The sequence below is a fragment of the Rhodococcus sp. NPDC076796 genome, from assembly GCF_040702765.1.
Classification (GTDB): Bacteria; Actinomycetota; Actinomycetes; order Mycobacteriales; family Mycobacteriaceae; genus Rhodococcoides.
Genome location: NZ_JBFBMS010000001.1, coordinates 236,568 through 256,088, shown reverse-complemented (window position 1 = coordinate 256,088; position 19,521 = coordinate 236,568). Strand labels below are relative to the sequence as shown.

General features: G+C 62.5%; 17 protein-coding genes and 2 pseudogenes. 9 read left to right on the top strand and 10 right to left on the bottom strand.

Annotation, left to right across the window (positions count from 1 at the left end; genetic code table 11):
• The first annotated feature begins 56 nt into the window (after window positions 1-56).
• Together AB0366_RS01190 and AB0366_RS01185 are read left to right on the top strand one after the other, a co-directional pair.
• Window positions 57-926, top strand: coding sequence for a hypothetical protein (locus AB0366_RS01190; RefSeq protein ID WP_366242397.1), 870 nt, complete (start codon window positions 57-59; stop codon window positions 924-926).
• 654 nt (window positions 927-1,580) lie between these two features.
• Window positions 1,581-2,015 carry a hypothetical protein gene (locus AB0366_RS01185; RefSeq protein ID WP_366242396.1) on the top strand — a complete coding sequence of 145 codons (435 nt, stop codon included), beginning with the start codon at window positions 1,581-1,583 and terminating at the stop codon, window positions 2,013-2,015.
• A 700-nt stretch (window positions 2,016-2,715) separates the two neighbouring features.
• Here the strand turns inward: AB0366_RS01185 and AB0366_RS01180 are convergent.
• Window positions 2,716-2,850, bottom strand: coding sequence for a hypothetical protein (locus tag AB0366_RS01180; protein ID WP_366242395.1), 135 nt, complete (start codon window positions 2,848-2,850; stop codon window positions 2,716-2,718).
• A 74-nt stretch (window positions 2,851-2,924) separates the two neighbouring features.
• Window positions 2,925-3,950, bottom strand: a complete 1,026-nt coding sequence (locus tag AB0366_RS01175) for a P63C domain-containing protein (RefSeq protein WP_366242394.1) — start codon at window positions 3,948-3,950, stop codon at window positions 2,925-2,927.
• A 445-nt stretch (window positions 3,951-4,395) separates the two neighbouring features.
• Here AB0366_RS01175 and AB0366_RS01170 point away from each other — a divergent pair.
• A pseudogene (locus AB0366_RS01170) lies at window positions 4,396-4,533 on the top strand (MarR family transcriptional regulator); the annotation flags it as partial.
• Here the strand turns inward: AB0366_RS01170 and AB0366_RS01165 are convergent.
• Together AB0366_RS01165 and AB0366_RS01160 are read right to left on the bottom strand one after the other, a co-directional pair.
• On the bottom strand, window positions 4,517-5,698 hold the full coding sequence (locus tag AB0366_RS01165) for a lipase family protein (RefSeq protein ID WP_366242393.1): 1,182 nt from the start codon (window positions 5,696-5,698) through the stop codon (window positions 4,517-4,519). The pseudogene AB0366_RS01170 and the gene AB0366_RS01165 sit on opposite strands and share 17 nt — an antisense overlap.
• 371 nt (window positions 5,699-6,069) lie before the next feature.
• Window positions 6,070-6,699 (bottom strand): TetR/AcrR family transcriptional regulator, encoded by a 630-nt coding sequence (locus AB0366_RS01160; protein WP_366242392.1) that lies wholly within the window; start codon window positions 6,697-6,699, stop codon window positions 6,070-6,072.
• Window positions 6,700-6,747: 48 nt separating this feature from the next.
• Between AB0366_RS01160 and AB0366_RS01155 the strand changes: the two genes are divergently transcribed.
• A complete protein-coding gene (locus AB0366_RS01155; protein ID WP_366242391.1) occupies window positions 6,748-7,536 on the top strand; it encodes an alpha/beta hydrolase in 789 nt (262 codons plus the stop codon).
• A 496-nt stretch (window positions 7,537-8,032) separates the two neighbouring features.
• On the opposite strand, the gene AB0366_RS01150 is transcribed toward AB0366_RS01155, so the two are convergent.
• Entirely contained in the window at window positions 8,033-8,890 is an 858-nt protein-coding gene (locus tag AB0366_RS01150) for an alpha/beta hydrolase (protein WP_366242390.1), read from the bottom strand.
• Window positions 8,891-9,195: 305 nt separating this feature from the next.
• On the opposite strand from AB0366_RS01150, the gene AB0366_RS01145 reads away from it, so the two are divergent.
• The 5 genes and pseudogenes from AB0366_RS01145 to AB0366_RS01125 all read left to right on the top strand — a co-directional run bounded on the left by AB0366_RS01145 (window position 9,196) and on the right by AB0366_RS01125 (window position 14,859).
• The gene (locus tag AB0366_RS01145) at window positions 9,196-10,434 is read left to right on the top strand and encodes a hypothetical protein (RefSeq protein WP_366242389.1); all 1,239 of its coding nucleotides are present in this window, start codon (window positions 9,196-9,198) and stop codon (window positions 10,432-10,434) included.
• Window positions 10,435-10,673: 239 nt separating this feature from the next.
• On the top strand, window positions 10,674-12,026 hold the full coding sequence (locus AB0366_RS01140; protein WP_366242388.1) for an FAD-binding oxidoreductase: 1,353 nt from the start codon (window positions 10,674-10,676) through the stop codon (window positions 12,024-12,026).
• A 261-nt stretch (window positions 12,027-12,287) separates the two neighbouring features.
• Window positions 12,288-12,446 (top strand): annotated as a pseudogene (locus tag AB0366_RS01135) (prolyl oligopeptidase family serine peptidase); the annotation flags it as partial.
• A gap of 90 nt (window positions 12,447-12,536) precedes the next feature.
• The gene (locus tag AB0366_RS01130) at window positions 12,537-14,036 is read left to right on the top strand and encodes an alpha/beta fold hydrolase (RefSeq protein ID WP_366242387.1); all 1,500 of its coding nucleotides are present in this window, start codon (window positions 12,537-12,539) and stop codon (window positions 14,034-14,036) included.
• Between the two features lie 112 nt (window positions 14,037-14,148).
• Window positions 14,149-14,859 carry a MerR family transcriptional regulator gene (locus tag AB0366_RS01125; protein ID WP_366242386.1) on the top strand — a complete coding sequence of 237 codons (711 nt, stop codon included), beginning with the start codon at window positions 14,149-14,151 and terminating at the stop codon, window positions 14,857-14,859.
• 139 nt (window positions 14,860-14,998) lie between these two features.
• Here the strand turns inward: AB0366_RS01125 and AB0366_RS01120 are convergent, their stop codons facing one another.
• From AB0366_RS01120 to AB0366_RS01100, 5 genes are all read right to left on the bottom strand, one after another.
• Window positions 14,999-15,391, bottom strand: coding sequence for a VOC family protein (locus AB0366_RS01120; RefSeq protein ID WP_366242385.1), 393 nt, complete (start codon window positions 15,389-15,391; stop codon window positions 14,999-15,001).
• Window positions 15,392-15,396: 5 nt separating this feature from the next.
• The gene (locus AB0366_RS01115; RefSeq protein ID WP_366242384.1) at window positions 15,397-16,242 is read right to left on the bottom strand and encodes a helix-turn-helix domain-containing protein; all 846 of its coding nucleotides are present in this window, start codon (window positions 16,240-16,242) and stop codon (window positions 15,397-15,399) included.
• Window positions 16,243-16,373: 131 nt separating this feature from the next.
• Entirely contained in the window at window positions 16,374-17,186 is an 813-nt protein-coding gene (locus AB0366_RS01110) for an ABC transporter permease (protein ID WP_366242383.1), read from the bottom strand.
• Entirely contained in the window at window positions 17,183-18,880 is a 1,698-nt protein-coding gene (locus AB0366_RS01105; RefSeq protein ID WP_366242382.1) for an ATP-binding cassette domain-containing protein, read from the bottom strand. Before AB0366_RS01105 ends, AB0366_RS01110 begins: the two co-directional genes overlap by 4 nt.
• Window positions 18,877-19,335: a MarR family transcriptional regulator gene (locus tag AB0366_RS01100; protein ID WP_366242381.1), complete on the bottom strand. Its 459-nt coding sequence runs from the start codon at window positions 19,333-19,335 to the stop codon at window positions 18,877-18,879. Before AB0366_RS01100 ends, AB0366_RS01105 begins: the two co-directional genes overlap by 4 nt.
• Window positions 19,336-19,521 lie beyond the last annotated feature (186 nt).

The window sequence follows — 19,521 nt, the reverse complement described above, 5'->3', positions numbered from 1 at the left end:
GCGGGCTGATCGACCGAAACCGGGTTTGTGTCGGTGCCGGTCGGTATGGTTCCGGGATGGCATTTGACGCGCACGTACTTGAAGTAATGATCTCGACTCCCGGCGACACAGCCGAGGAGGTGGCTACCGTTAAGGACGCCTCGCACGGCTGGAATGCGAGCCGTGCTCCTGGTGCCCAAACCATTCTGCTGCCGAGATTCTGGAAGACGGATTCAGTCCCTCAGATCAGCGCGAGCGGTGGGCAAAGCGTCATCAACTCGCAGTTGGTTGACAAGGCCGACGTGGTGATTGCTTTATTTGACAGCCGCCTCGGGCAGGAGACCGACTCTGCAGTGTCGGGAACGGCAGAGGAAATCGAGCGGGCTGCCGATGCGGGCAAGCCGGTACACGTCTACTTCTCGGACGAACCGATCGATCGCAGCAAGTTTGACGCGACAGAGTTTGCGCGGCTCGAAAAGTTTCGAGCCGAAATGCAATCCAAGGGCTTGTTGGGCGTCTACACCGACCTAAATGACTTAGCTTTCAAAGTCCGAAACGCTCTTGAGGATGACGTAACCGAGATGGGGCTTGGCGCGCCGTCTGTCGTGAGGAAGGGAGAACATGCCGTTCCCCGCCTGACGATAGAGAAGAGACGCGAACAGACAGGCATCGACAAGAAGGGTGCGCCGAAGTTCACGACCCGTGCATCGGTTGTCGTCGAGAACAAGTCTCAGACAGTAACCGCGGAGGCGCTCACTATTGATTTTGGAGATGGTCTACGCGAACACGTCTATCGTCAGGACGACTCGCCAGTCGATCTGCCACCGCTTGCTTCCCTAAACTGGTTGATGGGATTGCGAATGGGCATGGCGGAACAGTCGATCGTTGTATTTACTTGGACAGAGAATGGTAAGGAGCACTCGGAGCGTCAGCCAGTCACCCTGTGACGGGTGACTCTCGTCAAAGGTTCTTGAATGCAGTCGAACCTGGCGGCTCCGATGAAGCTCAACCTAGTCGCGTCGGAGAAATATCGGTGTCGGTCGGTATGATTGCACTGTGAGTGACGACAACGGGGAACAGCCCCAAGCTGAGCGTATCCCGCGGTGGTCGATTCGCTTAGCGACGGTCATTACGTTGGCAGCGGTAGGAACCTTCGTAGCAGGATTGCTCTTGAGTTCTGGCGATGGACAGACTCCGAAAGAAAGCTACACGCTTACGGTCCTGCTGACGTTACTTTCCGTCGCTGCAGGTTGGATAATTTCGCTTCTCATGCAACAGCATCAGGCCGCTCGCCGCGCTGTAGATGAACGGCATAGGGAAGATATGACCGAGACTATCGCCAGATCGGCGGCTGTGCGTATCTTTAGGTCTCTGGATGGGCTAGGCCGCATCCAGGAGACAGCGATGGAGAGGGATGGGACCGCTGCGGATTTGCGTTCTCGGTTGCATCGGGTTCAGGAGACGGCGAAGTTGGTCTTCGACAACACTGGTGACTCAATCACGGACTGGCGTCGGTTCGCTCCAGTTGCCGTTGACGACGAGCTGAGCAAGGTGCATCAATCGGTCAGAAGCTATAACGACAGTAGGAATGCGGGTGCGTCTTGAGTGAAAAGATTGATTCACAAGGTCTGATTATTGGATCTGTGGCGAAAGTGACGTCAACGAGAAGTGTAGTGATCAACCGCGGACAAGACGATGACGTTGAGTTGGGAATGCGATTTCAGATCTTATCCAGAGAGGGAGAGGAGATTCTGGATCCAGAGACCGGCGAAGTGATCGAGGAAATTCCGTACGAGAAGACTCGCGTCGAAGTTGAAGAATTATATTCGCGAGCCGCAATAGCCAAGACATACGAGACTCACTTCGTCGGCGGTCAGGGTGGCTTTGGTTCGACCACACTCTCTGAGGTGTTCGGGCCGCGTCGAGAAATGTATGAGACGTTCCCAGCGGACCTTGACGACGATGGCTCTCAGCCGCGCGACATGACGGTTCGGGCCGGAGATCGTATTCGGCAGATACCTGAGAAATCAGACTAGCCCGACCTCTTGCCGAATAGCGGTACGTCGTTCGACGGCTGGGCATTGGGTTCCGTCGGGACGGTGGTTGGCTCGGGAAGGTGATGCCCGCGCCGCCGTCCTCCTCGGGGATCCAATCGCCGTACGTGTCGAGGGTCAGCGTGAATGTACTGTGTCCCAGCCACTTTGATACCTGCATGAAATGGGTCCCGGCCATCAACTGCATCGTGGCGAACGTGTGGCGGAGGTCGTGGAGTCGGACCCCGCGAGTGGCCGGGGTCGCGCCGTTTGCTGGGGCGCTCGCCGGTAGGCCGACGGCCACCAACGCCGGTCGGAAGATCGTGTCGTAGAACGCTCCCATCGCCAACGGCTGCGATCAGTCCAGCGGTACCGCGTAGCGTTCGCGGCGCGCGGTATCCACCCCCGTTCTTCCGCGACGGCCACAGCGGTGCGGTCGGTTCGTTGGCTCTCGGGTGGTGTTCCGTGAGGTACGCCCGCATCCGTTCCGCGAGCCAGGTCGGCAGCGGCACCGTACGTCGAGACTTTCGGGACTTAGGGGTGCTCGATACCCACTGCCCGTTCTTGCGGTCCTTGGTTCGGCGTATGTGGATCGTGCATCGCACGGCAGGGGAGCCGTCGGTTCTGGCGGGGCCGGTCGTGAAGCCAGGTCTCCGACCTCCAGCCCCGCGTTCTCGGCGGCGCGGATGCCGCTGTACGCGGACTACCTTCTCGCGGTCCCAATAGTTCTCGTCTGCGGGTTGAGGCTGCCGTAGATGACCCGGTTAATGGCAAGTTGCGGATCGAGTTTCGCCTTGTTTTCCGCCATGATCGCTTCGAATTCAGGGTTCGATGCCATGCCGCAAGACGCTACAGAAGTCATCCGTTCGATCGACACCCGCGAAGCCGGTCAATACACCAGCTTCGCGCCTTTCAGAATGGACGCTCCTCGCCGTCGACGTCAATCACGAGGGGCAGCTTCGGCGTCGCCGGCGGGAACGCCCTGTCGAACATCGACTCGAACTGATGCTTGTCGTCGGAGATACGCATCAGCGTGGTCACAGTCGAGATCTGTCGGTCGAGGTGGAGGTTTCCGGTCCCCTCCGTGAGGTACTGGTGGTGCTTGTGGGAGCGGTTGCCCTTGTCGTTGGAGGGGTTCATCCGCTGGATCTCTTCGAGCACACCTTCAGGCAACTGCTCATAGATGTACTTGTTGATCAGCATGCCGACATAGCCGGGGCGTTTAGAGTTCCCTTCTTTGAACTCCCATCCCTGCATTCGGTAGATCTGCTTGAAGAATTCGTCGGGAAAACGTTTCATCCACGGCCGTAGCTCTTCCGCGACATAGGCCCGAAGGATCTGCGCGAGTTCGTTTTTGGCGCGGGTCTCCTGGTAGCCGGTTGCTTCGTCTACGAGTGCGACGATGCCGACTCGGGCGAGGCCTCGCATCAGGATCTCTGCGGCCAGAGCCGCGGGCTCCTGATTTTTTTGCAGAATGCCCTCGTTTCGGGCGTCGAGATACACGTCGCAAATCTGAGGCAAAAGTTCAGCCGGATAGCCGAGGGCCCTGCTGCCAAATGCTCGGCCGCCGGTCGGTCGGGTACGGTACGCAACTGGATTCTGCATCTGGGCGTTTAGATCTGGCGAAATGAATGGCCTAAGGTTTGCGGCCAGCAGGACAGTCACACCTTGGTCGGACTTGGCGCTTCGGCTCCGGCCGAGAGCTTCCAGCAGTGTCGATTGACTGATCAGGCGCGTCCCGTTTTCGAGGACAGCGCACAGCAACTTGGTTTCGCCGATCACCAACTCGCCGACGTGTGGAGCCAGTGGTGTATCGGCATTCCATCTTGCCTGAGCAGCATCGCGTGCAATTTTGCTGCGCTCGGTCGACGTCAGCTTGGTAGCCCGGGCACGTCCGCCCTTGCTGCCCTTGTCTGCCATTTCTTCGTTCGTGGCCATTTCTTTCCCCTGCTTCTGTCTTGTGCTTAGCGGTAAGCATACAGGGAAAGTGTCAATCCTGAATGAGGTCGTCGGTCGGCCTTCTCTGGGTCTTATGCAGCGACGATGTGCCGACTGGGACGCCGAAATCCGCCACTCGTCGGAACGTGCTTACCGGGATGCATCGGCGACTACCCTACCGAGCCCGGACGTCTGAGCTGCTGTCGGTGCAGTCGGCAATCATCGGTGGCGTGTAGACCACCGCGTCGCAGCGTCGACGCGCATGAGTCCGGTGATGGTGCACCTCGCACGAGCAGACCGGCGACCCGACGAGCACGCGGCCTGCGCCTAATTCGTGCCCAACTGGGCAAGGACTAGGCTCTGGCTCGGCCCATCGGGTTCCGATTTGGTACAACTCCACGACGCTTCCCGAACGTAAGCGCGGGGCTTGATTCGGCTTCCTCCTGAACTTCGCCCCGCTGCCCTTAACCAACTCCCGGACGGCGACCTCGCCGCGGCGCATAGAGTATTCATCGCCATGATCGACGCGATGCAGTCCTATCACGCCGAACTCGGCGGGCGGGGAGCTAACCCGAACCGTTGATCGCGAATTGCTTCGCAGTCCATCGCAACACGAACGGAAGTCCAGTCATGGCACCGATGAAGTGGTCGCCAGCCACGGGCTCGTAGTGCACGTCGGCACCCTTGCTGCGCCACTGCTCGATCAGGGCAGTCACGCCGGCTTCGGGGATGAAGCGATCGCCGATCATCTTGCTCGCGGAACCGTGGAAGAACGCGACCGGTGCCGAGGGCGCGTCCGCACCCGGACGGTTCGCGGCGATCACCCGCCGCGCGATGTCGGAGTCGAACGGGTCGGGCTCGGACGCCAAGTCCTCGATTCGCATGCGTGCCAACCCGCCCAAGGCCAGGGGGAGGACGGACATGTCCTTCACCCAGGACGCCAACAGCAGCGCCTTCGGGCCGAACAATTCCACCATCTCGGGGTGCTCACGCGCGAGGCCCATGGTCGCCGCACCCAGCAGACCGGCCGCGATGGTGCCGTTCATGGTGTCCAGCAGCATCGAGAAGTCGGTGGGCGTTCCACCGGCGATGGCACCCGCCAACCTCACGTCCGGCGCGTACCTCGGCTGCAGCTGCGCCGTCCACGTGGTGGCGATCGCGCCGCCGCTGTAGCCGTAGGCCACCACTGGGCTGTCGGCGAGCTCCGGGACGACGACCGTCATTCCGCGTAGCGAGTCCAGGACGGCATGCCCGGCCATCGTGCCTTCGGAGTACGACATCCGCGGGCCTTGGTGATCGGCGACGAGGACGGCGTATCCGCGGGCGAGCCAGAGCGGCATCACCGGCGGGAGGTCGGCACCGACACCGTGCACGAGCCGGTACGACGGCGTGCTCTTGGCTCCGAGTGAATCGATGGCCACGTTGTGGGCGACGACGGGCCGCGGTCCGCGTCCGGTCCACGGCCGTTTCGGGATCAGCAGCGAGGCGGTGACGCCGGCGGGAAGACCCCGCGCGTCGGTCGATCGAACCATGAACTGATGCAGGGCGGTTCGCGGCCGGGGTACCAGACCGCGGTTCGTGCGCTGCCGGATCACCGAACCGGGTGCGAGGTCCTCGATGCCGGGAGGGGTGAGGAAGAATGCGTCGTTGTCGATCGGGGTCGGAAGGATCGCGGCATAGGGATCGTCCGGAGGCTCCAGGGGCAGTCGTTGAGTCAATACGCGATCGAGCACACCGAACAAAGTCATGATCCCCCGATATTCTTTTCGAGCCGCACCGATCCCCGCGGTCACCGTACCGCGCGAGGCGGTCGGTGAACGCAATAATGGAGACGTCTCCGCGGGCCACCCCGGCGGCCATTGTTTCCCATGTCGAGCAGGTTCTGTGACTGCGTCCTGTCGTCGAGAGCGCCCCGAACGCCTCCAGCCGAGTGATGTCGACAGGGGAGCGGAGGGGTGCGAACCGCGGCCCGGTCCGCGCGGTGATGAGAGGGGCGTAGGGGTCGAACGCGGCGACCGCCTCCGGACTCTGCAGCAGCGCAAGGATGTCGAGCTCGAGCACATCGGTCTCCCTCAGGACCGCCTCACTGTGTTTGCCGCACTTGGCTGGCAGTCTTCCGTCATGCCTTTGCGCGGCTTTCGGTCCTGCAGTACTCGACAATGGAGGATGCGGCCAGCTTGGCAGTCGAGATCAGTGCGTGCCGCGGCACCGCGTTTCGGGATTGGACAGAGAGCCCGTGCCAGACCGCTTGGACATATCCGACGATTGCGTGAGCCGATGTCTCGACTGGTAGTTCCCCCGCGTCGATGGCGTGTTCGATTCGCGTAAGTAGCGTGCGTTCGTTCCCGCGGTGCAGTTCGGAGATGTATTGCGCGGCGTCCAACGTGTCAGCGCTGTCGTTCGTGACCGCACTGCTCACGAAACACCCGGGATGAGTCTCGGACGGGGCGGTGAACTCGAGAACCGAGTCCGTCAGAATCGACTCGATCACCGCAGCGATCGAGTCGAGACCGACTGCACGGGTGTAGATGTCGCGATAGGGGGCGGTGTAAGTGCGGACGGTTTCCTCGAACAATCCTGCCTTGCTGCCGAAGGCTGCGTACAGGCTCGACGTCGATAGGCCGGTTGCATCGGTGAGTGCGCGTGTGGATGTACCGGAAAATCCGTGTCGCCAAAATAGCCGCGCAGCAGCCAGGAGTACGAGATCGCGGTCGAACGCCGAGGGCCTGCCACGTGACGGTGTTGCCATCGTTGCATTTTAGAGCGATTGCTTCATAATTGCCATATGGAGCGAACGATGCAGAAATCGGTGCCCGTGTCCGGCGGTAGCTGGGTCAATGTCGATGTCTACGGGAACCCGGACCTGCCAGGCCTTCTCATCCTCCCCGGGGTGATGAGCGATGCTCAATCCTGGTCCTCGGTGGCGCGATCGGTGAAGGCGTGGCCCTCAGTTTCCGTCGTCAATCGACGAGGCCGACGGCCTTCGGGGCCACTAACCGCTGACTACTCGATCGGCGTCGAGGTAGACGATCTTCTGCGGGTGCTGGGCACGATTCCCGAGCCGGTCAGCATCTTCGGGTGGAGTTACGGCGGACTGATCGCGTTGCTCGCCGCAGACGAACATCCGGTCGAGCACCTCATCGCATACGAACCTGTCATCCCGCCTTTTGCTCGACACGCATTGTCTGACTTGAAAGACGCAGCAGCACAGAGCAATCGGGGGAGGAGTGTCGAAATTGTCAACGTCGACATCTCCGGCTTCTCCGCCGAACACGTCGATGTCCTGCGGGCCGACAAGGGGCAGTGGAAGGCGCTGTGCGAGCTCGCTGAACCGCTGCACGCAGAGTTGAGTGCGCTCGACGCATCGCATCCGCCCGATGTTCTGGCCGGAAAAGTCGAGCGAGTCGACCTGATCATCGGCCAACACAACCGTTCGATCGAACCGTACGGCACATCATTCGATCGGATCAGTAGCCGAATCCCGACCGCGCGCATTCATCAGCTCGACGGCAACGGTCATCTCGCTCACATCGAAGCACCCCTCCAGCTCGGACGGGTCATCGACGCAACCGCGGCGTCGGTATGACGCGTCGATCATTGTGGTCGCAGTTGTTTGAGCCGGAAAGCTCTGCGCTGCTGGTGGTTTCGTCGGAAGAGCTGTCGTTGCGAGAAGTGACGATCACTACACCGCCGATCAACAGCGCCGCACACCACCAGAATCGACGACAGCACGAGGACGACGCCGAACACGCCACCGGTGTAGAGCTACGTATTCGCCGGCTACGAGTGCGAGAAGTCCGACACCGTCAAACGCGCAGGAGCGCAGTCGAACCGAGCATTCCGCCCCGATTGAGACGCGGTCCAGCCGTTGGTCCGTGTGGCTCTGCCCCTGTAGGCCGCGGTTCACGACCGTCCGCTCGGATCGGGTCAGGTGAAGTTCGGTGTCACGAAAGCATTGCAAGTCCGTACGATCGTGCGGGGACCGGAGTTCACATGAATCCAGTGTTGTAAACGAGAACAGCGGGTTCCCGCCTTCTCGATCACTGCTTCGGATACAGCTCGCGGCAATCAGACGATAGGTGTCAGCTCAGGGCACTCATCAGCACGGCATCGAGTTCTCCGGCCGGCAGCATCGGCAACATGTGGTGGCTGCAGCCTGTCAGGACGACGGTGTGTGCGTTCGGGAGAACCTTCCCGACAGCGTCGGCAACGCGAAAACTGTTGTGCACCTTACTCTCGCCGGCAAAAACGATGGTGACGTCCGCGGACAGCGTCGCCCATCGATTCCCTGTGGGGCGGCGTGGAACCACTGGTTTCGCAGACGGGAAGTCGGCGCCTCGCTCGGTGAGATCGAGCCAGTCGGCGTCGAGCGGCGCGTTCTGCGTTTCCCACCGGATCAGAGAACGCATTCGTTCGCGAGTCGGTCGCACCAGAATAGGCACCGCGTGCAGAAGATACGCCAGGCGCATGCCGGCGAAACGCGAAGGGGGATCCAGTAGGGCGAGTGTGCCGACTCGCTCCGGCCGTTGCAGCGCGTACTCAAGTGCCACCGTTGCCCCGTACCCATGTCCGACGACCGAGGTCCGCGTGACCTCGAGGGTTTCGAGAACCTGATCGAGCCAGCACATCAGGTCATCGACTGTGCGGATCGGTTTGCGACCGACCACGCTTCGCCCGGGCTCACCCATCGGGTCGATTGCGAAGACCCGGTTGCCGCGGGCCAGGGCCGCGACGTTGGCGAACCAGACGGTCGAGGTCGCTCCGCCGCCGGGCAGCAGTACCACCGGAGGTTCGTCGAGGGGGCCGGAGGCGTTGACTCGGGTTGTGCCGTAGTCGGATTCGACGTCGATGGTGTCGATGAGTAGCGGCCACTTCGCCAGCACACGGTCGTAGGCCGAAAAGAATTCCTCAGCTGCGGGGCTGTCACCGATCCGACTCACTGAACCTCCCAAGTATCTCGACAATCGAGATATTAGATGATCGTGATTGTTTTGGGCAACACTGCTCGGCCACCTCGAACACGACCACTACTGCTGTGGGCACAATCGATCATCCCGCTGTGCGGTCGCGGACGTGGCACCGCGAGAGCCGTAGACCCGACCTGGACACACGGGTATGACATATCGGGCATCGATTTGACCATGCCCCAGGGGCGCAGTTTCAAATGTGCTGAGAGGGACCAGCCAGTTGACGACCAACGCGGCAACCCGGCCTGCCCTCGACCGCCGCCGACGAGAGGATTTCGATGAACGCTACTGCCGCGTCAGGCCACGAGCTACGCCCGCTCGGTGCGTTCGAGCGAATCATCGATCTGTACATCCATCGAAACCCCGTGCAGTTCTCGCTCGCTGTCGAGTGCGGCCGCGTACTACGCGAGCGCGAGGTCGACGAGGCACTACGTCGTCTTCAGAAAGTGCATCCGTTGCTTGCGTCAATGATCGACCGGAGTGGATCGAGACCGCTCTTTCGGTTCTCGAACAACGCAATCCCGCTGCGTACAGCGTCCGCATCCACGTGGCACGCGCAGGCGGCCATCGAACAGACGCGGCCGATTCCGCCGTCGCCGGGGCCACTTGCGCGAGCGGTACTAGTTCCTGATGCTCCTTCGCCGGGACGTACCACCATCGTGCTCACGTTCTCGCACCAGATTGCAGACGGGCGTGGTGCTCTGGGCGCGGCGCATGATCTCCTTGCGATCCTGGATGGTCACGATATTCGTACGCGCGAGGTGCCGATCTGCCAAGAAGACCTGATGCAGCTGGTCGAACCGGAACCGATTCCTTCGGTCCAGGACGAGGTGCCCGGCAGCGAATACATGGTGCAGACAGCTCCAGCATCGCTTCGGCCGTTCGATGAGACTGCTCCGCCTGTCGTGGGACACGCCGAACTCGACGAGGTCAGCGTCGACCGGATCCGACGGAGCGCTCACTTGCATTCCTGCACTGTGCAATCGATGCTGTGCGCAGCCGCAGCGACGTCCCTGTTCGAGGCCTCGAACAGGGACAGAGTGCGAATCAATGTGCCGATCGATCTGCGCGGCGCAGCCGGACTCGAAGACGATGTAGTCATTCGCTTCACAGCGACCTCCGTCGTTCTCTCCCGTCCGTCACGAACAGCGTTCTGGGAACTCGCCCACGCCGCCACAACTCAGTTGGCGACTGCGCGGACGTTGGAGGCGACACGTAGGTCGGTCTTGGCGCTGGCCGCGCTGAATCCGGTTGATTCCGGGGGAGCCGAGCAGGCCATGCTCGCCGCCACGAACGCGGACATCGAGATCACAAACCTCGGTGTATCCAGCGGCATCGGCACTGACGCTTCGGCGCAGGCGATCTGGGGACCGGTGATGAGCACCCAGGTCGAGAACGAGTTGATCCTCGGGGTAGTCACTCACGGTGACAGGTTGCGCATGACCATGACCAGTCAGGGGTCGGTCAGCGGGCTGCTTTCAGGCATAGTTGCCCAACTCACCGCAGCCACCTCATGAAAAGCGGGGCGCGAATCTGGCAGCGACCAGGTCGATCGCCACGACTCGAGAACACATAGTGACGGTGGTCCAAGGTGCCACACCCTGCTGTCCGCCATTGTGTAGTCCCGTCTTTCGCGCCTCGGCATCGCAGGACCCCACGGCCGTCGGATCGCCGTTCTCGAGTCAGCACATCACTTTTACAACACTGAATATGACCGTTCCGGCTGGAGCGGTCATATTCCGAGGAAAGGACCACTGTGGATACCGCACGCGAACCGAATCTCGAAAACTTCGCCCGAGACGCCACCGGCTTCGCCGTACTCACGCCAGAGGACCCGGCCTACGACGGGTCGACTGAAATCTGGAACGGATCCGTCACCGCCCGTCCCCGTGTTCTCGTCAGAGCGACCCGAGCGGAGCACGTGCAGGAGGCCCTGAGGATTGCGGCGCAGAGCAACATGCCCGTCTCGGTGAAGAGCGGGGGGCACGACTGGGCCGGCCGGGCGCTCGCGGCCGGTGGACTGACTGTCGACCTGTCGGCCATGCGTGAGGTGCGGATCGACGTCGACCGCCGGCTGGCGCGACTGGGCGGTGGTGCCCGTCTCGCCGATGTCGTGGATGCGGCCGGTGCCCATGGACTGGCCGCCGCTACCGGTACCTACAGTGACGTGGGGTACACCGGATGGGCAATCGGAGGCGGCTATGGGCCTCTCGGTGGAATCGTGGGATTGGGCGCGGACACCATCGTCGAGGCGCAACTCGTGACGGCCGACGGATCGATCGTGACCGCCTCGCAGCAGCAGGATGCCGACCTGCTCTGGGCCATCAGGGGCGGAGGCGGCAACTTCGGTGTCGTCACCGAGCTCACCGTGCGCCTGCACCCATTGCCGGAGGTCGCCGTGGGTGCGGTCATGTTCGGGGCGGATCAGATGCAGGCGGCGCTCGCTCGGCTCGACTCGGTGCTGGATGCCGCCCCCGGCGAACTCTCCGTTCAGCCGGCGATCATGGCAGGCGACGACGGGTCGCCGTCGCTCACGCTGTCCCTGACCTGGGCGGGCACCTTCGGCGGCGAGGCCGATCACTGGTTCGGCCGGCTCGCCGGGCTCGGCACCCCTGCCACCCGCTTCGACGTCACGACACCGTCGGGGGCGCTGCATGCTCTCGACGGGCAATTCCCCAACGGACTGCACTACGTCATCCGTACAGCTGATGTGGCGGCGATCACCCCGGCCGTGGCTGCCGCGCTGACCACTGCGGCGCATTCGTCCTCCACGGGAGCCATCTCGCTACATCGCCTGCATGGAGCGGCCACCCGGGTGGCCGCGCACGACACGCCATTCGCACTCCGCGACAAGCACTACATGGTCGAGATCATCGGTATCGCCGAGTCCGCCGAAGGGCTCCAGGCGCAGAGAAGCTGGGCCGACTCCGTCCTGGATGATCTGCAACCACACATCCTCCCGGCCGGCTATGTCAATCTGTTGGCGCCCGAAGAGACCGCACGGGCCGCGGCGGCCTACGACGGCAACCTGGAACGTCTCCTCGCGGTGAAGCGACGGCTCGACCCAAACGGTCTCTTCCAGGCCACGCCGTTCCCCCTGCACCGATAGCGGCACCGGGCCCGGCGGTCGTGTGCACTTCGGTCGTCACCTTGTTGCCGGCCATTTCGAGCACGCGTCCGAGCGCTGTTGTGGCGGACTCATGACATTTGTCTCGGCCGATCGGTGACGGTGTAACTGCAATCGGTGTTCGTGTGCACTGTTTTCCGGCGTTCATCGCGACGACTCTGACGGCTGTGACAAACCGACGTGACCAAGGATCGAGCGAGGAGGACGTGATGACGACGTCGGTAGATCGAGACGCCGAAGACATCACCGATCTCGCGGCTCGATGCCGTCGAAGCACCCTTGCTGATTGCCCAGTGGGCCAACGACGCACGCGTCACCCGGGCCGAATCCGACAACGTCGTCGACACACTCCGGTCGCGAGGCGTCGACGTCGACTACCTCGTCTTCGACGACGAAGGATACTGATTCGTCAACCCCGAGAACAACATCACCTTCGCTACCACTGGCTTCTCGACGGCGCGGGCAACTGACATTACCTACGGAAGGAAAGCCTTGAGCTTCAGAGTGTTTCGTCCAACGATCATCGCGCTCGCGATGGCGGGCGTGCTCGTGACCGGATGCACCCAGTCCTCGACGCAGTCGAGTGACCAGCCTCAGCTCGAACCCCCGCTGCAGTGGACCGCCTGTCCCGAGGGCGTGGAGAACCCGGACGACGGACCGCCCCGATTGCAGTGCGCGACAGTGCCGGTACCGCTCGACTACGAAAATCCGGACGGCACCCGGATCGACGTCACGATCTCGCGATTGCCATCCGAGAACCCTGATACACGACGGGGAGTGCTTCTCCTGAACCCGGGTGGTCCGGGAGGAACCGGTCTGGACCAACCGAAGTTCCTCGAGTCGCTGGGAATGCCCAAGAGCGTCCTCGACACCTACGACCTGATCGGAATGGACACCCGCGGTGTCGGACACTCCTCGCCGATCAGTTGTGGTTTCACCGAGGATCTCGAGTACTACGGCGCCGTCCCTCCCTATGCAGTCGACGAGGCGGCGTTCGCCGAGCAGATGGCGACGTCGAAAGAGGTGGCCGAACGCTGTGCCGCCAGCGATGAGGACGGGACTCTGCGCCACGTGAGTACCGCGAACATGGCACGCGATCTGGACCGTATTCGGTTGGCGCTCGGCGAAGAACAGGCAAGCTTCCTCGGGTACTCGTACGGGACCGCGCTCGGTGCCGCCTACGCCTCGATGTTTCCCGACACGACCGATCGAATCGTGTTGGACAGCAACATAGGTGACACCCATCTCGATCGGGACGGTCTGCGCAGGTACGCGCAAGGAATGGAGGAGACGTTCCCCGACTTCGCCGAATGGGCCGCAAACGAGCATGATCGGTACGGCTTGGGCGCAACGGCTGAAGACGTCCGCGAAACCTACTTCAGGATTGCCGACGAACTCGACAAGGCTCCGGTGGACGGAATCAACGGCCGCCTGTTCCGGTTGTCGACCTTCGCAACGCTGTACAACCCGTTGTCGTACGAGGCTGCGGCGGAGAGCTGGAAGTACTTCACGGATCGAGCCGGCGGAGTGTCCTCGGGGGACTCTGCGGTCGGCGATCAGGCACCTGCAATGGACAACAACTGGTCGGTGTTCTTGGCCGTGACCTGCAACGACATCGAATGGCCGAATGACGTTGCAACATACCGGCAGGCGGTCGAAGACGACCGCACGACGTACCCGCTCTTCGGTGCAGCCGCCGCGAACATCATGCCGTGTGCATTCTGGAAAACTACACCGTCCGAACCCGCGGTGAGCATCGACGACGAAGGCGCGGCCGACATCCTCATCGCGCAGCACCAGCGGGACCCGGTTACCCCACTGGCCGGAGGGCAGCTGCTCGACGACAAGTTCGGTGATCGCTCCACCCTGCTGACCGTCGACGGAAGCGGTCACGGTGTCTTCGTCCTCGGCAAGAACGCATGCGCCCAGGATGTCGTGGCCGGATATCTGGTCGACGGCGTGATGCCGAGCGACGACCTCACCTGTCGGTAGTCCTCGAACAGCCTGCAGCGGAACCGGATCGGCCGCGGTCTTGACTCTGCCCCAGGGGCACGGTTCACACTTTTCATGGAACGACGACGCGGCGGACCGTACGGGAGACAGCATGGGATGGAGCACTCGGGAGCTCGCCGAACTGGCAGGCGCGACGGTGAAGTCGGTGCGGCACTACCACGATATCGGCATTCTCGAACAACCTGCGAGAGCCTCGAACGGGTACAAGCAATACGGCGTCGTGCACCTTCTTCGGGTACTACAGATCAAGCGTCTGACCGCCCTGGGTTTTTCACTCTCGCAGGTCGCGGCCATGGGCGACGAGGTCGACCACCCCGAGCATTCACTGCGCGCTCTGGACGCCGAACTGGCGGCCACCATCGAGCGACTGCAGCGTGCACGGATGGAGTTGGGATTGATTCTGCGGCACTCTGCGCGACCCGATCTACCGCCGGAGCTCGACTTGGCGGGCCACGATGGTGAGTTATCCGATGAGGATCGTTCTTTCGCGACCTACATGAGCAGGGTGCTGAGCCCGCCGGAACTCGATTCCTACGCCGAGCTTCTTCGATCGCCCGCAACCCGAGCCACCGTGGACTTCGACGAGTTGCCCAGCGACGCAGACGAATCGACCAGAGCCGACCTCGCCCGCCGGATGATCCCGGAGGTCGAGGCACTGGCCGTCGAACATCCTGGTGCGTTCGAGCACCCGAACGCTCAGGACACCCGCACCAGGGAAGACGTGAAAGCGGTGATGTCCGAGTTGTACAACCCGGCCCAGCTCGACGTGTTGCGTCGGATCGGCCTCGGCCGGGCGCAATAGTCGAACCAGTCGCTAATCGACTGGAGTTCGACGCTCCTGCCCCTCGGCGCAGGCAGCTCCGATGGGACGAACTCGGATGAACAACGAGCGTCGACAGAGTTGCACCCGCCAAGGAACGTCGACGTTCACGGAGTCTCGACTATTCGCCTCGGTATGTCCCCAAGCTCCAGTACACGCCCTCGGGGTCGCGGCAGACGAAACCGCTCCCGCCATAGTCTTCGGTCCGCAACTCACGCGGCACGACGGTGTCCGCCGCGCGAACTCGGTCGTAGATCCGGGAAAGTTCGTCGTCGGTATCGATCACGAGGTAGATGGACCCGACACCTGCGGGCACCGATATGGGGCCGTCGTCTCGGACACTGCCGAGCATCACTCCACCTCCGCCCGGCCGATTGAGCTGCGCGTGATCCACTCGGTCGCCCTCGCCATAGACTGCGGTCTCCTCGAAACCGAGCATGTCGACGAGCCATAGAATGGCAGCGCGTGCATCGTTGTAGCGGAGGGTGGGCCAGATCAAAGGATTCGTCGTCATGGGGTTCATTGTTCGGTCGGCACCGGCGACGTGTCTTGTACGAATGCGAACTCCTCGTTCGCTCGCCATACCGTTGGAGCGGCCCCCGCGAACTCACGCCACTCGCGGGCCATGTGTGCCTGATCGTAGTACCCGCACCGCACGGAGATGTCGGCCATCGATTGCGGTAGGGCACTTCTGAGCAATCGATACGATCGATCGAACCGCGCCACTCGGGCTGCATCTTTCGGTGCGATTCCGAACTCCGCCCTGAACTTGGTGATCAGGTGGCGACGGCTCCAGCCGATCTCGTCGGCCACGGCTTGGATGCGAGGGCAGTCCGATTCGGTGAGGAGTTGCCACGCCGACGTCAGGTGTCGGTCCGGTTCCAACTTGCGTTGAATCGTTTTCGTACGGACCAGCCGCGTCAACACCTCGTTCAGAACGGCGAACCTCGCGGTCCATGCCTCCTCGGATGCCATGCGCTGCTCGAGCTCTGGCGCGGCGGTACCGAGTAGATCGGTCAGCGAGACGACGATGTTTCCGATCTCGGAGGCGGGCACTCCCAGCAGAACGCGCGCACCCACGGGTGTCAGGGTGAGCTGGACGCCATGTTGGCAACCGTCGTGAAAGATTGAGATCGGCTCGGTTCCGAGTCCGCTGGCCAGTGACCCGAAACGCGACGGTAGCTCACCCCTCCACGCCAACTCGATCGGGTCGTCGAAGGGAATGATCACAGTGATGGTCGGCGAGGGCACGCCCACGTGGATCCCGGCGTCGTACCCGCTGATGCGGTAACCGACATAGGACGTGACGAAGCGTCGTAGGGGCGGCGACGGTTGCACCTCAACGTAGGTCGACTTTCCGCCCATGCCAACAGGTTACGCCCATCGCGGGACCAGGCAGTGTCTCGCCAACCGACGACCCTGTGGACCTCTCTGAGCGACTGAGGGCATTCGGAGTCGACTACGCCGAGTCGATCTTTCGGGCAGGCGCGGCTGTCTCAGGGTCGCTTGCCGTAGGCGATCAGTGACAACGGGGCGAAGACGATTACGAATGCCGCCATCCACATGAGGGTGAACAGCAGAGGTTGACCGACGGGGCCTCCCATCATCAGAGCCCGTACCGCGTCCACCAGGTGTCCGACGGGATTCCACGAGGCGAATGTCTGCATCCAGCCGGGCATCGTCTCGATCGGCACGAAGATGTTGCTGGCGAAGGCGAGCGGGATGATGATCACTGCGCCGAGCCCCTGAACTGCCTGCGGCTCTTCGATCGCGAGGGCCAGAAGTATCAGTGCCCACGCGACCGAGAGAGCAAATGCGAGTGCGAACGCACACCCCGCGAGCACCGACCACACGCTGGTCTCGAATCGAACGCCGAGCAGCAGACCGAAGCCGACAAGAGCGGTCAGCGACACTAGCTGTCGCACGATGTCGCTACCGATCGCTCCCATGAGCGGTGCGATGCGCGCAATGGGGAGAGAGCCGAAGCGATCGAAGATGCCCTCGGAGAGGTCGCTGCTCAGTGACACTCCGACGCCCATCGTGGCAAGGAGTGTCATCATTCCGAGGATCCCGGGGAACACGTACTGCAGATATTCGCTCGTGTCACCCGAGATGGCACCGCCGAACACGTAGCCGAAGAGCACGAGGAAGATTGCGGGGCCGATGATGACGTCGGCGAGCCCCGCTGGGTTGCGGCGAATCTTTACGATGCCACGCCAGGAGAGTGACGCCGACTGCATCACGGTCTGCCCGAAACCGACATGGTTGCTCAGTGGTGTGTGCGCGGCGCGGAGCGTTGTGGTGGTCATGGTGCGGTCTCCTTCTCGATGGTGCTCGCGCGGTGCCCGGTGAGTGTGAGGAACACGTCGTCGAGGCTGGGAAGGCGAAGGGAGAGTTCGCTGATTTCGATGGCCGATTCGTCGAGGCTTCGCACGATCGAAGGCATGACATGCCCGCCGGTGACGGCCGCACTGAGCTGCCCGGTCTGCGCATTCACTACCGGGGCGGCGTTCAGGATGCTTTCCACTAGTGTGGTGGCTTCTTCGAGTCGTCGGGGATCGCTCAGGACTACGTCGAGTGTCTGGCCGCCGATACGCCGTTTGAGGCTCGCGGGTGTACCGCGTGCGGCGACTTTGCCGGAGTCGATGACGACGATGTCGTTCGCCAGCTGGTCTGCCTCTTCGAGGTATTGGGTGGTGAGAAGCACGGTGGAACCTTGTGCGGCGAGCCTGCGCACCATCGCCCATGTCTCGGCCCTGCGGGCTGGATCGAGGCCTGTGGTCGGCTCGTCGAGAAAGACGACTGCCGCCTCGCCCATGATGCTCGCGGCGAGGTCGAGGCGGCGACGCATGCCCCCGGAGTAGGTTTTCGCGGGTTTCGATGCGGCGTCTCCAAGCCCGGCCTCGTCCAGGAGTTCGGATGCGCGCGTCTTGGCCTGGGCGCGAGACATGCCGAGAAGTCGGCCGATCATGGTGAGGTTCTGGTAGCCGCTGAGGTCCTTGTCCACCGAGGCGTACTGGCCGGTGAGCCCGATGAGTTGTCGTACCTGATGGGCCTCGCGGACGGCGTCGTAGCCGCAGATGCGGGCGGTACCTTCGTCGGGTTTCATCAGGGTAGCGAGGATGCGCACTGTCGTGGTCTTGCCCGACCCGTTCGGGCCGAGCAGTCCGAGCACCGATCCGGATTCTGCCGTGAGATCGATGCCGTCGAGAGCGGTCGTGTCACCGAATCTTTTGACCAGACCACTCACCTCGATGGTCGGCCTGTTGCGGTACTGGGACATTCGCCCTCTCCGTTCCTCGTCCTGGACAACCCGAGCGTGTGTATTCCTGTGTGCGACAGCATCCGCTGCAACTCCGATGTGCTCTCGGGCCGCAGCAAGAAGGTCATCGGGAGCGTCTGCCCAGAGGTAGATGCGGTCGATGGTGTGTGCGCCGCCTTTCGGCGGCAGGCCGGGGAGGGTGATCGTTGTCGGCCGTTCCAGGACGATCTCGATGTTGGTTCGGTCGCTGATGGCCACCACGAGCGATCGGCCCTCGTGTCGATCGACCACGCTGGGAGTCTTGGGTATGTGGTTGCGGGCCTTCACTCCCACCGAGTGAACGTCGTCCCACGTGACGTGCGCGTTCATGTCGAGCCCGTCTCGAACCCGGATCCCCTCGCGTCCGATCGTGTGGGGTCGCATGAGGTGCGCACATACAAGGCCGGTCATCCAGACCAGTCCCCAGACGCCGATGGCGAGCAGTGGGATACGTAGCCAGATCCATTGACGTACAACGAGATCGATCACGACGATCTCCACCGCAGAGAGTGCGACGAAGGCAATGAGCAGGGGCAGGCTCTGGGAGTGATAGTGGAAACCACGTGCATCCCGCGCTTTCCAGGGCCTGCGCACGATCGCACGGGCGATGCTGGCGTAGATGATTTTTTCGATGCCCGCACCCCTGGCCAACAGGGCCCGGGCGCGGGCCGGCTTCGCGGGCTGGTCTGGGGTGGTACTCATCGCTCACCCTTCTCGTCATCCGCTCGGCCCGGACCCGTCAACTCGGTCAGCCGGGTGACGATCGCGTCGATTCCGCTTTCGAGACCGGCCCAATCTCCGGGGTCGACAGCGTCGCGTAGTTCGGTTTCGAGCTGTGCGTGTTCGGTCTGCATCCGCGTCATCACCGCCTCTCCGTTCGAGGTGAGGGTCACCAGCACCGCGCGGCGATCGGACGGGTGTGCAACGCGTTCGATGTACCCGTGCGTCTCCAACGCGTCCACGAGACCGGAAATATTGCGGGGCGTGACTGCCAGTGCCTCCGCCAACGACTGCTGCGTCGACGGCCCGCGGAACGACAGCGTCCACAGAACCGCAACCCGAGACTCGGTGAGAGGTGTACCGGCGAACGCACGGGCCATGTCTCGTTGAAACATGTCGGTGATGGCCAAGAGCTTGTCGACAATCGAAGTCCGCATACAGTTACCTTAATACATTGAGAAGCAAGGTAACAATTGTTCAGCGTCAACTGTCGCTTCGACCGAGTGGGTCGCCGTGGGCAAGTGCCCTCGCCCCACGGATCGGTCGACAAAGCAGACGTCTCAGTTGAGGCAGGGTTGTTTCGGCAATTCAGGACCGTTGCTGTCCGCGATGCGTTGCACGAT